Genomic DNA, 15,060 nt, shown 5'->3' on the forward strand with positions numbered 1-15,060 from the left:
AGTAAGGAACAACACCATGCCATCGTTTGACGTGGTCTGCGAAGCAGACATGGTCGAAGTGAAGAATGCCGTCGAGCAATCGAACAAGGAAATCACCACCCGCTTCGACTTCAAGGGCAGCTCCGCCAAGGTCGAGCAGAAGGAACGCGAACTGACCCTGTTCGCCGATTCCGACTTCCAGCTGGGCCAGGTGCGTGACGTGCTCGTGGGCAAGATGACCAAGCGTAAGGTCGACGTCCGCTTCCTCGACGAAGGCAAGGTCGAGAAGATCGGCGGCGACAAGGTCAAGCAGGTCATCAAGGTGCGCAACGGCATCGAGACCGAGGACGCCAAGAAGATCACCAAGGCCATCAAGGAAAGCAAGATGAAGGTGCAGGCCAGCATCCAGGGCGAATCGGTGCGCGTCACCGGCGCCAAGCGCGACGATTTGCAGGCCGCGATGGCGCTGCTGCGCAAGGACGTCCAGGACCTGCCCCTGGCATTCAACAACTTCCGCGACTGAGCCTGCCTCAGCGCGACCGCGCCGCGACCCGCACGTACGCCGCCCCGCCATGGGCTTGGAGTAGAATGGGAGTCGCTTACACCCGTTTCGATGCCGGCCTCGCCGCGCTGGACGGGAGCAAACGGTAGTTTAAGGATAGCAATGAAACGTGTTGATGATTTCCGCCTGCGTCTGGGCAACAAGGAATATGTTCCCATCATGATCGGCGGGATGGGCGTGGACATTTCGACCTCCGAGCTCGCGCTGGAAGCGGCGCGCCTGGGCGGTATCGGCCATATCTCGGACGCGATGGTGCCGGACGTCTCGGATCGCAAGTTCGATACCACCTTCGTCAAGGACAAGACCAAGCTCTACAAGTTCAACATCAACAACATGGACAAGTCCGTGGTGCAGTTCGACCTCGAGCGCCTGGCCGAGGCGACCCGCCTGCACGTGGGCGCGACCATGGCGGCGAAGCGGGGCGATGGCCTGATCTTCGTGAACTGCATGGAAAAGCTGACCATGAACGCGCCGAAGGAAACCCTGCGCACCCGCCTGTCGGCGGCGCTGGACGCGGGCATCGACGGCATCACCATGTCGGCCGGCCTGCACCTGGGCTCGTTCGAACTGATCAAGGACCACCCGCGCTTCCGCGAAGCCAAGCTCGGCATCATCGTGTCGTCGGTGCGCGCGCTGCAACTGTTCCTGCGCAAGGTCTCGAAGCTGAACCGCCTGCCCGACTTCGTCATCGTCGAAGGTCCCCTGGCCGGCGGCCACCTGGGCTTCGGCTTCGACTGGAAGGAATACGACCTGCACACGATCATCGACGAGATCCTGGCCTACATGCGCGCGGAAAACATCGACATCCCGCTGGTCGCGGCCGGCGGCGTATTCACCGGCTCGGACGCGGTGCGCTTCCTGGAAAAAGGCGTCGGCGGCGTGCAGGTGGCGACCCGCTTCACCGTCACCCACGAGTGCGGCATGCCCGACAGCGTCAAGCAGGAATACTTCCGCGCCAGCGAGGAAGACATCATCGTCAACGGCATCTCGCCGACCGGCTACCCGATGCGCATGCTGAAAAGCACGCCGGCGATCGGCTCGGGCATCCGTCCGGGCTGCGAGTCCTACGGCTACCTGCTCGACGCCACCGGCAACTGCGCCTACATCAACTCGTACAACCGCGAGGTGCAGGCCAATCCGGACCTGAAGACGGTGTCGGTGATGGACAAGACCTGCCTGTGCACGCACATGCGCAACTACAACTGCTGGACCTGCGGCCATTTCACTTATCGCCTGAAGGACACCACGCACAAGCTGGCCGACGGCAGCTACCAGATCCTGTCGGCCGAGCACGTGTTCAAGGACTACCAGTTCAGCGTGAACGACGAGGTCGCCCTGCCGCCGAAGCAGGAAATCGCGGCGGCCTGAGCGGCTCCGCAGCGGGTTGGCAGCGCACGCCACCCCGAGGTAAACGAAAAAAGCCACGGCCCCGGCCGTGGCTTTTTGCTTTCCTGTTCCTGTGACAAGCGCCGGGAACAGGTGTAGCCTAGTCTGGTCCAAAGGAGGCGGGATGTCCCCGCCGAAAGACGCTCAGCATGTACACGTCCATTGTGACCGAGAACGCGGCCTTCCTGGTTGACGACACCGGCCGGATCGCGAGCTGGAACGCGGGCTGCGAACACCTGTTGCAATTGCCTGCCGACGCTGCCATCGGCAAGCCCATGATCGACCTGCTGGAGGCCGGACAGGCGATCGATACGCCCGATCCCGCTTCTTCGTCCGATACCGCCCTTGCCGCCCACCGCACCCACTGGCGCGGCCTGGCCGCCAATCACGGCCAGACCAACACGGTCATGCTGCGCCGCGCGCGCGCCGGGCCCATCCAGGCCAACCTGACGCTGTCGCCGCAACACGATCTCGAAGGCAAGGTACAGTCCTGGATCGTCGCGATCGACAACGTGCAGGACGAAACCACCCCGGAAGCGGCCATCGTCGGCCGCACGCCGCTCTCGACCATCGTCGACGTGCTGCCTGGCACTTTTTACGCGATCAACCGCGCGGGCCGCTTCGTGCTGTGGAACCGCAACCACGAGCGCATCACCGGCCTGACGCGCGACGAGACCGCCGCCACCCGCGCGGTCGAGCTGTTCGACCTGCGCACCCGCCCCCTGGTCGCCGAGCACATCCGCCGCGTGTTCGAGGAAGGCGCCGAAGTCGAGCTCGAGGCCGACGTCCAGGCGCGCGACGGGCGCGAAACGCCGATGCTGCTGTGCGGTGCACGCGTGACCTGCGACGGCGACGACTACCTGTTCGGCATGGGTCTGGACATCACGCGCCTGCGCACCCAGGAATGCGAACTGCGCCTGCGCGAGCGCGCCCTGCACGCGGCCAGCAACGGCATCGTCATCACCCGCATCGACGGCCACGACTGCCCGATCGAATACGTCAACCCCGCCTTCGAACGCATCACCGGCTACCGCGCCGACGAAGTGCTCGGGCGCGATTCGCGCTTCATGGGCGCGCCCGGGATGGACAGCAACGAGCGCGCCCGCCTGCGCGAGGCGGTGGCCGCGCGGCGGGAAGTGAACGTCGTATTGCGCAACATGCGCAAGAACGGCGACATCTTCTGGAACGACCTGACGATCACGCCGGTGCTCGACGAGCACGGCCGGGCCAGCCACTTCATCGGCGTCATCATGGACGTCACCGCCATCAAGCAGCGCACCGCCCACCTCGAGCACGAGGTCAACCACGACGCCCTGACCGGCCTGGCCAACCGCAACCTGCTGTGGGACCGGCTCGAGCACGCGCTGCACCTGGCGCAGCGCCAGAAATCGCTGGTGGCCGTGGTGCTGGTCGACCTGAACAACTTCAAGGCCATCAACGACACCCACGGCCACGAGGCCGGCGACGTGGTGCTGAAGGTGGTCGCCAAGCGCCTGCTGGCCTCGGTGCGCGACAGCGACACGGTGGCGCGCATGTCCGGCGACGAGTTCGTGATGGTGCTGGTGAACCAGCCTTCGCTGCGCTTCACGCTGCGCATGATCGAGCGCCTGCGCCAGAGCCTGACCCAGCCGGTCTCGTTCATGCACAAGGAAATCGCGGTCGGCGCCAGCCTCGGGGTGACCGTGTATCCGCACGACGGCCACAGCGCCGCCGACCTGGTGCGGGCCGCGGACGTGGCGATGTACCACGCCAAGGCGACCGGGCGCAACGAGATCCACTTCTTCTCGAGCGACATGAAGTCGACCACCGACGCCCGGCAAAAACTCGACGCCGGCATGGCCCACGCCATCGAGCGCGGCGAACTGTTCATGCTGTACCAGCCCTGCATCGACGCGCGCAGCGGCACCGTGAAGAGCTTCGAGGCCCTGCTGCGCTGGCGTCATCCCGAGCACGGCGTGCTGCTGCCCGGCGCCTTCCTGTCCGAGGCCGAGGAAAGCGGACGCATCGTCCAGTTCGGCGCCTGGGTGCTGGACCAGGCCTGCCTGTTCCTGCGCGAGCTGAAGGAGCTCGGCGTGACCGGGGTGCCGGTCTCGGTCAACGTCTCCGCGCGCGAATACATGCAGCAGGACTTCGTCGCCGGCATCGCTACCCGCCTGGCCCTGCACGGCCTGGCCCCGGACAGCCTGCAGATCGAACTGCGCGAGGAAACCCTGATGCGCAACCCCGGCCAGGTGCGCGACCTGGCGGGACAGCTGCGCCAGCTGGGCCTGACGCTGTCGGTGGACGAGTTCGGCCAGGGCATGACCGACCTCGGCTTCCTGCGCGAGCTGGCGGTCGGCCAGCTCAAGCTGTCGAAGGAGGCCGTGCATGCGATCGCCGACGACGAGCCGCGCGACAGCAGCATCATGGCGCGCACTCTGATCGACATCGGCCACAACCTGCGCATGCCGGTCATCGGCGACGCCATCGAGACGCGCTCGCAGATGGAGTTCCTGAAGGAACACGGCTGCGAGGGCATGCAAGGCGCCTGGTTCAGCGAGCCGATGCCGCCGGACGCGGCGCGCGAGCTGGTGCGCAATCCGCTGCCGGCGTAGGGTGGGTACTTGTACCCACGCGTTACCTATGCATACCACCTGCGCGGTGGGCACTCCGTGCCCGCCGATACGGTTAACCCTCGCTGGTAATGCGCTGCACCAGCGCCCCCAGCACGTCTTCCGCGATCTCGTTCGAGACCTGGCAGGTGCCGGCGTTCTCGTGCCCGCCGCCGCCGTATTCGAGCATCAGGGCGCCGATGTTGGTGTTCGACGTACGGTTCAGGATCGACTTGCCGGTGGCGAACACGGTGTTCTGGTTCTTCAGGCCCCACAGGACGTGGATCGAGATGTTCGTTTCCGGAAACAGCGCATAGATGATGAAACGGTTGCCGGCGAAGATGGTCGTTTCCTCGCGCAGGTCGAGCACCACCAGGTTGCGGTGGACCCGGGCACAGCGTTGGATCTGCTCCTTGCAGCGCGCGCTGTGCTCGAAGTAGAGCGCAGTGCGCTCCTTCACGTCCGGCAAGGCCATGATCTGGTCGATCGACATGGTGCGGCAAGCCTCGATCAGGGCCATCATCAGCTGGTAGTTTGAGATGCGGAAATCGTGGAAGCGGCCCAGGCCGGTGCGCGCGTCCATCAGGAAGTTCAGCAGGTTCCAGCCGGCTGGCTCGAGCACCTCCTCGCGCGAGAAACGGGCGGCGTCGGCCTTGTCGACGGCGGCCATCATCGCGTTCCAGGCCGGCGGGAAGACCCGCGTCCCGCCGTAGTGCTCCCAGACCACGCGCGCCGCCGACGGCGCATCCGGCTGGATTACGTGGTTGGGACGCGCGCCGCCGTTGCGCAGCGTTTCGGACAGGTGGTGGTCGAACACCAGGTGGGCGCCCGCCACGTACGGCAGGTTGGTGGTGATGTCGCGGTCCGTGATCGCGATCTTCCCATCCTGCATGTCCTTCGGATGGACGAACAGGATGTCGTCGATCAGGTTCAGGTGCTTGAGCAGGACGGCGCAGACCAGTCCGTCGAAATCGCTGCGGGTGACGAGGCGGTAGGTTTTTGGAACGGCAGACATCGGCATACCCTTTCATTGAACGAAGATGGGCTGGCGCGGCCAGGACGTTGTCCCATCATACCGCGCAAAATTTCCTAATGACAGTTTTTAAATGTGCCTTGGGCAACTTACAACGCTGCGCCGGCGCCCTCTTTCGCCCTGTGCCTGCAGCCCGGTCGCCCGTTCTTGCGCTCTGTCGCAAAGACCGTGCTTCGTGGCCCTATCGTGACGTAAAGTTGCGGCATCCCAACAAGCCATGGCCGCCCGTGATGCATTCCCTGTATCAATATTTCGTCACCGGTTGACGGCAACGCGGTACACTCGCACCCGCAATGACATTTCATAAACACCCGACCATGCAAGCCCGCAGCTCAGTCCAGGTTTATTTTTCCGGCATCCTGTCGTGGCTCTACCGCGCCTTCGATGCGGTGGCGACCTGGGTCACCCAACTGTCGTGGTGGAAGTTTTTCCTGTTCGCGGCACTGACCCTGATCGCCGGCGCCATCCTGCAGGAAGAATTGTTCTCCAGCGCAGACGAAGACCTGCCGCGCGCCGAACGCAGCGGCCGCAAGGAACAGACCAGCATCCTGATCGACGACAGCGGGATCCGCTTCAGCCCGCGCAACAAGCCGAAACCGCCGCCCGCGCCCGAGGCGCCAGGCGTGCCCGGCGCTCCCGGCGCTCCGGATGCACCCGACGCCCCCGCAACGCCTTCCGTGCCCGGGTCCGGCTTGCCCAAGGGCGTGCATCCGAACGGCGATTCGGTCCACATCGAACTGCCGCCGCAGATCGCCGAGGAACTGTCGGTGGCGATCGAAGGCGCGGTCGACGATGCGGCCGAAGCGAAAGTGTCGCGTTACCACAAGCAGGCCTCGACCTGGTTCACCAGCTTCGTCTGGCTGCTGGTGCTGGCCCTGTTCGGCACCAAGGCCCTGGTCGGCGGCAAGAAGCGCGCCGAGCTGCAGACGCGCACGGCGAACGCCGCCGCCGAGCGCGAATCGATGCAGCGCCAGCTGTCGGAAGCGAAGATGCAGATGATGCAGGCCCAGGTCGAGCCGCACTTCCTGTTCAATACGCTCGCCTCGGTCGAGCACCTGATCGAGACCAACCCGCCGCGCGCCTCGGCCATGCAGCGCAGCCTGATCCTGTACCTGCGCGCGGTGCTGCCGCAGATGCGCGACAACACCCTGGTGACCAACCTCGGGCGCGAGGTCGACATGGTGACCGCCTACCTGGACCTGCTCAAGATGCGCATGGAAGAGCGGCTGACGGTCGACATGCGCATCCCCGACGGCCTGCGCAACGCCGCCTTCCCGCCGATGATGCTGCAATCGATGGTCGAGAACGCGATCAAGCATGGCCTCGAATGCAAGCCCGAGGGCGGTACCCTGAAGGTCGTCGCCGACGTCGCCGACGGCAAGCTGCGCGTCACCGTCACCGACGACGGTGTCGGCTTCGGCGTGGTGCCGAGCAACGGCACCGGCCTCGGCCTGCCGACCATCCGCGAACGGCTGCGCCTGCTGCACGGCGACGCCGGCCAGTTGCACATCGCCGCCAACAGCCCGAGCGGCGTGATCGCCATGGTCGAAGTGCCCTACCAGGTGTCGCGCTGAACGTACTCAGCGTACTCGCATTTCGTGCCGGCTGGCCGGCCGGCAAGCCGGTGGCTTGCCCTGCACGCCGTTTTCTTGAATAATTGTCACTCTCCTCTCCCGACCGGATAACAACATGCCTACCGCGATTATTGCCGACGACGAAAGACTGATGCGCGACCAGCTGCGCATGCGCCTGGAACAGGTGTGGCCGGAACTGGAAATCGTGGGCGAGGCGAAGAACGGCGACGAAGCCGTCGAGCTGGTCGGCCAGCACAAGCCCGACCTGACCTTCCTCGACATCCGCATGCCGGGCAAGACCGGCATGGAAGCGGCGCGCGAGATCGGCGAGCGCAGCCAGATCGTGTTCGTCACCGCCTACGACCAGTACGCGGTCGAGGCCTTCGAGCGCGGCGCGGTCGACTACGTGCTCAAGCCTTCCGAGCCGGAGCGCCTGAAGGTGACGGTCGAGCGCCTGAAAACCCGCCTGGAGGCGACCAGGGCGGCGCCGGGCGCGGTCGTGAACGACAGCGTCACCGCCATGCTGTCGCAGCTGGCCGAGAAGATCGCGGCGCCGAAACCGAAGCACCTGCAATGGATCCAGGCCAGCATCGGCCAGGACCTGCGCATGATCCCGGTCGAGGAAATCCTGTTCTTCCGCTCGGACGAAAAATATACCTGCGTGCAGACCGAGAAGTTCGAGGCATTGATCAGGAAGCCGGTGCGCGACCTGGCCGAGGAACTCGATCCCTCGCTGTTCTGGCAGATCCACCGCGCCACCCTGGTCAACGTGAACGCGATCGAAGGCGTCACGCGCGACATCCGCGGCCGCCACCTCGTCCTGATCAAGGGCCGGCCGGAAAAGCTGGAAGTGAGCCGCAGTTTCCTGCACCTGTTCAAGCAGATGTAATTTCCGGCTCCCCGCCGCATGGGGATGGGCCGCACCCGACATCCATGGTTCTGCGCTAACGATTCCTGCACCTCTGCATCTGTTCAACCGGTCAATCCGCGTGGGCACAGGTGCCCACCCTACAACTGCTGTCTTTCGTAGGGTGGGCACCTGTGCCCACGCGGTCTCACCCTGCGCGTAGCAGCGCCCCCGCCGGGACGCCGATCTGCTTGTCCCGCCTCAACCCCGCTCAGCCATTCGCGCCGTATCGTAACGGCTGGCCCGCGCCGCGGGCTCCATCGCACACGTACCCATGACACATCAGCGCACCCTGCGCCGGCGCGGGCGCAGCGCGGCGGTATTCGCCCTCGGCCTGCTCGGCGGGAACCTGATCGCGCGCCTGAACGTCGACGGCCATGGCGACGCGCCGGCGCGCCACAGCCGCCGCATCGTCGACAATGCCGGCGAAGCGATCATCTCGGCCGACGAGTTCAGCCGCGTGGTGCTGGCCAACCCGGCCGCGGCGGCGATGTTCGGCGTCAGCGTCGGGCAAATGCTCGGGCAGCCGCTGGCCCACTTCATCCGCGCGCCCGCCGAACCCGGCGGGAGTCCGCTCGACTACTTCCAGGGCGGCGGACGCGCCGGGCGCCGCGCCACCGATTACGCCGGGGTCGGCATGCGCGCCGACGGCGACGCCTTCCCGATCGAGGGCTCGATCACCGATGCCTTCCAGGACGGCGTCACGCTCTACACCATCATCCTGCGCGACATCTCGGAACGCCAGCGCGTGCAGCAGAAGCTGGCGCGCTCGCACGACCAGCTGCGCCAGCTGTCGGCGGCGCTGCAGACCATCCGCGAAGAGGAACGCACCCATATCTCGCGCGAACTGCACGACGACCTTGGCCAGCTGCTGGCCTCGCTGCGCATGGACCTGACCCTGCTGCGCGAGACCTGCGCCGGCTCCGACGACTCCCAGCGCCTGATCGCCGGCATGGACGCCAACCTGCTCACCGCCATCACCTCGCTGCGCCGCATCGCCACCAACCTGCGTCCGCGCGCGCTCGACGAGGGCGGCCTGTACTTCGCGCTGCAGGGCCTGCGCGACGACTTCGTGGAGCGCCACGGCATCGCCTGCGAGCTGCTGGCCGACGAGGCCGAGCTGCGCCTGGACGACCAGGCCAGCACCGCCATCTTCCGCATCGTCCAGGAAGCGCTGACCAACGTCGCGCGCCATGCCCAGGCCACGCGCGTCACCCTCACCCTCTACCGCAGCAACAGCGAACTCCTGATCACGATCCGCGACGACGGCCGCGGCATCGACGACGCCGACATGGAAAAGGCCGAGTCGCTCGGCCTGGTCGGCATGCGCGAGCGGGTCTGGGGCCTGAAGGGCGAGATCAGCATCGGCCCCGACGAGGGGCCAGGCACCCGCATCGACATCGTGCTGCCGGTGGCAAGCCATATCGTTTAGCCGGTTTCCTCCCCGCCGCCGCTTTCTCCGGCCGGTCATGCCGTCTTGTCATCAAGACGACATATTGCTTCGATAAGATTCGCTCGACCTTGAGTTTGCCCCACGCCAACTCAATCCTTTGTCGAACCTTATTGGAGATCTTCATGCAATACAAAGCCCTGGCCGCAGCGCTGATCACGACCCTCCCGCTGTTCGCGCACGCGCAGACCAACGTCACCATCTACGGCGTCATGGACGCGGCCATCGCCGTCGAGGACACCGACGCGCCGGGCGAGAAGCGCCGTACCGTCATCAACTCGGGCAACCAGTCGAGCAGCCGCATCGGCTTTCGCGGAACCGAAGACCTGGGCAACGGCCTGAAAGCCATCTTCAACATCGAAGCCGGCGTGTCGCTCGACACCGGCGCCGCCGACTCGGCGCTGTTCGGCCGCCGCTCGGTGGTCGGCCTGCAGGGCAACTTCGGCCAGCTGACGGTCGGCCGCGAATACAGCCCGATCGCCTCGGTCGCCGCCGCCTCGGACGTGTTCGGCCAGGGCTTCTACGGCAGCAACCTGTCGGCCTTCACCAGCAACCGCCTGACCCGCCGCCTGAGCAACTCGGTCAACTACAAGAGCAACCCGATCGCCGGCTTCTCGGTCCTGGCCGCCTACTCGGCCGGCGAGCGCAGCGCCGACCCGTCGGGCGACCTGAGCGGCGTGGCCCTGGAATACAAGAACGGCGGCCTGTACCTGGGCGCCGGCTACCACCAGCTCGAGCGCCTGGCGAGCGGCGACGACAAGGAATACGCGTTCGGCGCGGGCTATACCTTCGGCGCCTTCGACCTGAAGGGCAACTACCTGGTGGCCGACCAGACCGGCGCCAACAACAAGTTCGAGCAGATCAACGTCGGCGGCGCCTACACCACCGGCCCGAACAAGTTCTTCGTCAACCTGCAGCGCAACGAGATCGACAACGGCGCCAAGGGCAACCTGTGGGCCGTCGCCTACAGCTACGCGCTGTCGAAGCGCACCAACATCTACACGACCTACGGCACCATGCGCAACAACGAGCGCGGCGTGTTCGGCATCAACTCGTCCTCGACCAACGTGACCCCGCCGGCTGCCGCCTTGGGCGCGGACCCGAGCGCGTTCACGGTGGGTGTGCGTCACTCGTTCTGATGGCGTGACGGGTGCCTTTCTGGTCACGTACGTGCGCAAAGGCGTAGGGTGGACCGGGCTGCGCAAGGCACCTGTGTCCACGCTGTACGGCGGTTGAAAACAACGAGGCCGATGATCTCGCAGCGATGCGATGATCATCGGCCTCGTTCCGTTGGCACGCGTTTCGACATTCGCACGTGGCACCGCGTGGACACAGGTGTCCACCCTACGGTTCGCGTGGGCCACGTACGCTCGCAGAGGCGTAGGGTGGGTTCTCGAACCCACGCTTTACGGCGGTTGAAACAACGAGGCCGATGATCTCGCAGCAAGCGATGATCATCGGCCTTGTCATCCGCAGACATGTCGACATTCACACGTGGCGCCGCGTGGGGTCGAGACCCCACCCTACGGGTCGGCCAGCGTTCGCGTTTACTTCAAGCGGCAAGTCAAAATCCAGAAAAACTCGATCCGCTCGATCTTTAGTTCCTTGCCGACCGCGCCGACGCGCTTGCGCAGCGCGCTGTCGGCCGGGTAGCTCTTCGGCAGCTCGAAGCGCTCGCCCTCCTCGGTGGTCAGGATTTCCCAGGTGTTGCCCTCGGCATCGGTGCGCGCCGTGGTTTCGCTGAAGCCTTCCACGAAGGACTCGTCGAGGATCACCAGCAGCACGTCCTTGCCCAGGCGTTTCTTCAGGCCCGCCAGCAGCTTGTCCTGCTCGCCCTTGGTGAGGTGGGACCACAGGAAGCTCACCAGCACTGCCGAGAATTTTCCGATGTCCTCAGGCAGGTCGAGGGCGTCGGCGACGCGGAAGCTGACTTTGCCTTCCGGCATGCCGCGCTCGCGGGCGATGTCGACCAGGTTGGCGTTGATGTCCACCGCCAGCACCGATGCGGCCGACTCGGCCACGACTTCGGTCCAGTAACCGGTGCCGCAGCCCAGTTCCAGCACGCTGTGGCCGGCCAGCAGGTTGCCGAGGTGGATGCTCATGTCGTCGATGTCCTCGTCCATGTCCGGCTCGAGGTAGATGTCTTCGACGGCTTCGCCCAGGCGGGCGTAATATTCTGCTACTTGTTTATTGCTCATATCTTTCTCTTACAGCTCGTAGTTTTCGCCGCCGCGCATCGCCGCCTCGACCATCTTGCGGTTCAGGCTGGGCGCCAGCAGCTCGATGAAGGTGTAGATGTAGCTGCGCAGGTAGGCGCCTTGCTTCACAGCCACGCGCGAGACGTTCATGCCGAACAGGTGGCCGACGGGAATCGCGCGCAGGTTGCGGTCGCGTTCCGGATCGAAGGCCATGCCGGCGATGATGCCCACGCCCATGCCCAGCTCGACATAGGTCTTGATGACGTCGGCGTCGATCGCTTCGAGCAGCACGTCCGGCTTCAGCTCGCGCAGGTTGAAGGCGTGGTCGATCTTGCTGCGCCCGGCAAAGGCGGCGTCGTAGGTGATCAGCGGATAGCGCGCGATTTCGTCCAGCGCCACCGCTTTCGAGCGCAGCAGCTCGTGTTCCGGCGACACCACCAACACGTGCTCCCACTGGTAGCAAGGCAGCGTGATCAGGCCGTCGACGGCGGCGATCGACTCGGTGGCGATGGCGAGATCGGCCTGGCCGTTCTTGACCATGTCGGCGATCTGCTTCGGATTTCCTTGCAATAATGACAACCTCACCTTCGGGAACTTGCCCATGAAGGCTTGCACCACCTTCGGCAGCATGTAGCGCGCCTGGGTGTGGGTGGTGGCGATGGTGAAGCTGCCGCTGTCGTGGGCCGCGTATTCCTTGCCGATCCGTTTCAGGCTGTCGATTTCCTGCATGATCAGCTCGACCGAGGCCAGCACCAGCCGGCCCGGTTCCGTCAGCCCGCGGATGCGCTTGCCGTGGCGCGTGAAAATGTCGACCCCGAGCTCTTCTTCCAGCTCGATGATGGCTTTCGACACTCCCGGCTGGGACGTGAACAGGGCCTTGGCCGCGTCCGTGAGGTTGAAGTTCTGGCGCACGGCTTCGCGAACGAAGCGCAATTGATGAAGGTTCATTCCTGTTGTTATGTAGTGAGAGCCTGTAACCGGCTCTAGTGAAAACGCCAGTCGCTATTTTATGCGAATGCTTATGCCCCCATCGCATATAAGCAAATAAATAGTCGGTAGTTTGGAATAAGCTCCCCCGCCCTTACCATTCAACCTAGCTTAACGGGTCTGCAATGGCTCGAATTATCCAGGATACCTATGTACCGCTACGACCAATACGACCATCTCATCGTCCGCGAACGCATTGCGCAGTACCGCGACCAGGTTGCACGCCGCCTGAACGACGAGCTGACCGAAGAAGAGTTCCTGCCGCTGCGCCTGCAGAACGGCCTGTACATGCAGCGCCACGCCTACATGCTGCGCGTCGCCGTGCCGTACGGCCTGCTGTCCACCGCCCAGATGCGCATGTTCGCCCACATCGCACGCAAGTACGACCGCGGCTATGGCCACTTCACGACGCGCCAGAACATCCAGTACAACTGGATCGAGCTGGAGCAGACGCCGGACATCCTGCTAGAGCTGGCCTCCGTCGAGATGCACGCGATCCAGACCTCGGGCAATTGCATCCGTAACATTACCACTGACGAGTTCGCCGGTGTTGCGGCCGACGAGATCATGGATCCGCGCCCCTTTGCCGAGATCCTGCGCCAGTGGAGCACTTTCCACCCCGAATTCATCGCCCTGCCCCGTAAATTCAAGGTCGCCATCAACGGCGCCGTGGAAGACCGCGCCGCGATCGCGATCCACGACATCGGCCTGACCCTGGTCAGGAACGACGCCGGCGAAGTCGGCTTCAAATTCATGGCCGGCGGCGGCATGGGCCGCACCCCGATCATCGGCAGCGTGATCCGCGAGTTCCTGCCCTGGCAGCACCTGCTGACCTATACCGAAGCCGTGATGCGCGTGTACAACTCGCATGGCCGCCGCGACAACAAGTACAAGGCCCGCATCAAGATCCTGCTGAAGTCCCTGGGCGTGGAGGAATTCGCGCGCATGGTCGAAGAAGAGTGGCAAGACCTGAAGGACGGCCCGGAAACCCTGACCCGCGAGGAATACGACCGCGTGGCCGCCTACTTCCAGCCGCCGGCCTACGAGACGCTGCACGACACCGACCCGAGCGCCGCGCATCCGGACAAGCGCGCGTTCGCCAATTGGCTGAACCGCAACGTCAAGCCGCACAAGGTGCCGGGCTATGCCGCCGTCGTGCTGTCGCTGAAGAAAACCGGCGTGCCGCCGGGCGACGCCACCGCCGAGCAGATGGACTTCGTGGCGGACCTGGCCGACAAGTACAGCTTCGGCGAACTGCGCGTGACCCACGAGCAGAACCTGGTGCTGGCGGACGTGAAGCAATCCGACCTGTTCGAACTCTGGCAACTGGCCAAGTCGAAAGGCCTGGCGACGCCGAACATCGGCCTCTTGACCGACATCATCTCCTGCCCGGGCGGCGACTTCTGCTCGCTGGCGAATGCGAAGTCGATCCCGATCGCGGCCGCCATCGCCGAGCGTTTCGACGACCTCGACTTCCAGCACGACATCGGCGACATCGAACTGAACATCTCGGGCTGCATCAACGCCTGCGGCCACCACCACGTCGGCTCGATCGGCGTGCTCGGCGTCGACAAGGACGGCAGCGAGTGGTACCAGGTCTCGATCGGCGGCGCGCAGGGCAACAACGCGGCCATCGGCAAGATCATCGGCCCGTCGTTCTCGGCCGGCCAGATGCCGGAAGTGATCGGGCGCCTGCTGAAAGTGTATGTCGAGAACCGCTTCGAAGGCGAGCGCTTCGCCGAGACCGCGCAGCGCCTTGGCATTACGCCATTCAAGGAACACGTGTATGCCACGCCGATCCCGGCGGGCGAACTGGTTGGGGAAGACCATGCTTGAAGTAGTCCACGAACACATCATCCGCGGCCGCGAAGTGGTGGCCGACGACTGGCGCGTGCTGCGCCTCGAAGAAGGCGAAGCGCCCGAGAGCGTGGTGATCCCGGAAGGCCGCGTCATCGTGCCGCTGGGCGTCTGGCTGGCGCAGAAGGATGCCATGGCGGCGCGCGCCGAGCTCGGCGTATGGATCGCTGCCGACGAGCGCTTCGAAAGCCTCAAAGGCGAATCGGACCGCTTCCAGGTCATTGCCGTCGACTTCCCGAAATTCAGCGACGGCCGCGGCTACTCGATCGCCTACAACGTGCGCAAGCGCCTGGGCTACAGCGGCGAGCTGCGCGCGATCGGCGACGTGCTGCGCGACCAGCTGTTCTCGATGTCGCGCGTCGGCTTCAACGCCTACGCCACCCGCCAGGACCGTTCGATCCATGACGCACTCAAGGGCCTGACCGTGTTCTCGGAAACCTACCAGGCTTCCATCGACCAGCCGCTGCCGCTGTTCCGCCGCGCCGAGCGCGACGTGAAGCCGGAACACAGCGACATCGGCGCCGGCATCTGAGGAC

At 65.0% G+C, this 15,060-nt stretch carries 12 protein-coding genes; 9 read left to right on the forward strand and 3 right to left on the reverse strand.

Annotated elements, in window-relative coordinates:
• Window positions 1-16: 16 nt before the first annotated feature.
• The 3 genes from RT688_RS04065 to RT688_RS04075 all read left to right on the forward strand — a co-directional run bounded on the left by RT688_RS04065 (window position 17) and on the right by RT688_RS04075 (window position 4,521).
• Window positions 17-502: a YajQ family cyclic di-GMP-binding protein gene (locus RT688_RS04065; RefSeq protein ID WP_312550179.1), complete on the forward strand. Its 486-nt coding sequence runs from the start codon at window positions 17-19 to the stop codon at window positions 500-502.
• Between the two features lie 141 nt (window positions 503-643).
• Entirely contained in the window at window positions 644-1,909 is a 1,266-nt protein-coding gene (locus RT688_RS04070) for a nitronate monooxygenase (protein ID WP_313703570.1), read from the forward strand.
• Window positions 1,910-2,076: 167 nt separating this feature from the next.
• Window positions 2,077-4,521, forward strand: a complete 2,445-nt coding sequence (locus RT688_RS04075; RefSeq protein WP_313703571.1) for an EAL domain-containing protein — start codon at window positions 2,077-2,079, stop codon at window positions 4,519-4,521.
• Window positions 4,522-4,594: 73 nt separating this feature from the next.
• Here RT688_RS04075 and RT688_RS04080 read toward each other — a convergent pair whose 3' ends face one another.
• On the reverse strand, window positions 4,595-5,533 hold the full coding sequence (locus RT688_RS04080; protein WP_313703572.1) for an exopolyphosphatase: 939 nt from the start codon (window positions 5,531-5,533) through the stop codon (window positions 4,595-4,597).
• A gap of 335 nt (window positions 5,534-5,868) precedes the next feature.
• On the opposite strand from RT688_RS04080, the gene RT688_RS04085 reads away from it, so the two are divergent.
• From RT688_RS04085 to RT688_RS04100, 4 genes are all read left to right on the forward strand, one after another.
• Window positions 5,869-7,125, forward strand: a complete 1,257-nt coding sequence (locus tag RT688_RS04085; protein ID WP_313703677.1) for a sensor histidine kinase — start codon at window positions 5,869-5,871, stop codon at window positions 7,123-7,125.
• A gap of 115 nt (window positions 7,126-7,240) precedes the next feature.
• Window positions 7,241-8,014 (forward strand): LytTR family DNA-binding domain-containing protein, encoded by a 774-nt coding sequence (locus tag RT688_RS04090; protein WP_313703573.1) that lies wholly within the window; start codon window positions 7,241-7,243, stop codon window positions 8,012-8,014.
• Window positions 8,015-8,306: 292 nt separating this feature from the next.
• Entirely contained in the window at window positions 8,307-9,464 is a 1,158-nt protein-coding gene (locus RT688_RS04095) for a PAS domain-containing sensor histidine kinase (protein ID WP_313703574.1), read from the forward strand.
• 143 nt (window positions 9,465-9,607) lie between these two features.
• Window positions 9,608-10,621, forward strand: coding sequence for a porin (locus tag RT688_RS04100; RefSeq protein ID WP_313703575.1), 1,014 nt, complete (start codon window positions 9,608-9,610; stop codon window positions 10,619-10,621).
• 408 nt (window positions 10,622-11,029) lie between these two features.
• On the opposite strand, the gene RT688_RS04105 is transcribed toward RT688_RS04100, so the two are convergent.
• The gene (locus RT688_RS04105) at window positions 11,030-11,680 is read right to left on the reverse strand and encodes a class I SAM-dependent methyltransferase (protein ID WP_313703576.1); all 651 of its coding nucleotides are present in this window, start codon (window positions 11,678-11,680) and stop codon (window positions 11,030-11,032) included.
• A gap of 9 nt (window positions 11,681-11,689) precedes the next feature.
• A complete protein-coding gene (locus tag RT688_RS04110; RefSeq protein WP_313703577.1) occupies window positions 11,690-12,628 on the reverse strand; it encodes a CysB family HTH-type transcriptional regulator in 939 nt (312 codons plus the stop codon).
• A 189-nt stretch (window positions 12,629-12,817) separates the two neighbouring features.
• Here RT688_RS04110 and RT688_RS04115 point away from each other — a divergent pair, with 189 nt between their 5' ends.
• A complete protein-coding gene (locus RT688_RS04115) occupies window positions 12,818-14,503 on the forward strand; it encodes a nitrite/sulfite reductase (RefSeq protein ID WP_313703578.1) in 1,686 nt (561 codons plus the stop codon).
• Entirely contained in the window at window positions 14,496-15,056 is a 561-nt protein-coding gene (locus tag RT688_RS04120; RefSeq protein WP_313703579.1) for a DUF934 domain-containing protein, read from the forward strand. Before RT688_RS04115 ends, RT688_RS04120 begins: the two co-directional genes overlap by 8 nt.
• Window positions 15,057-15,060: the final 4 nt, after the last annotated feature.

Origin of the sequence: Massilia sp., assembly GCF_032106685.1 — a bacterium.
Classification (GTDB): domain Bacteria; phylum Pseudomonadota; class Gammaproteobacteria; order Burkholderiales; family Burkholderiaceae_D; genus Telluria.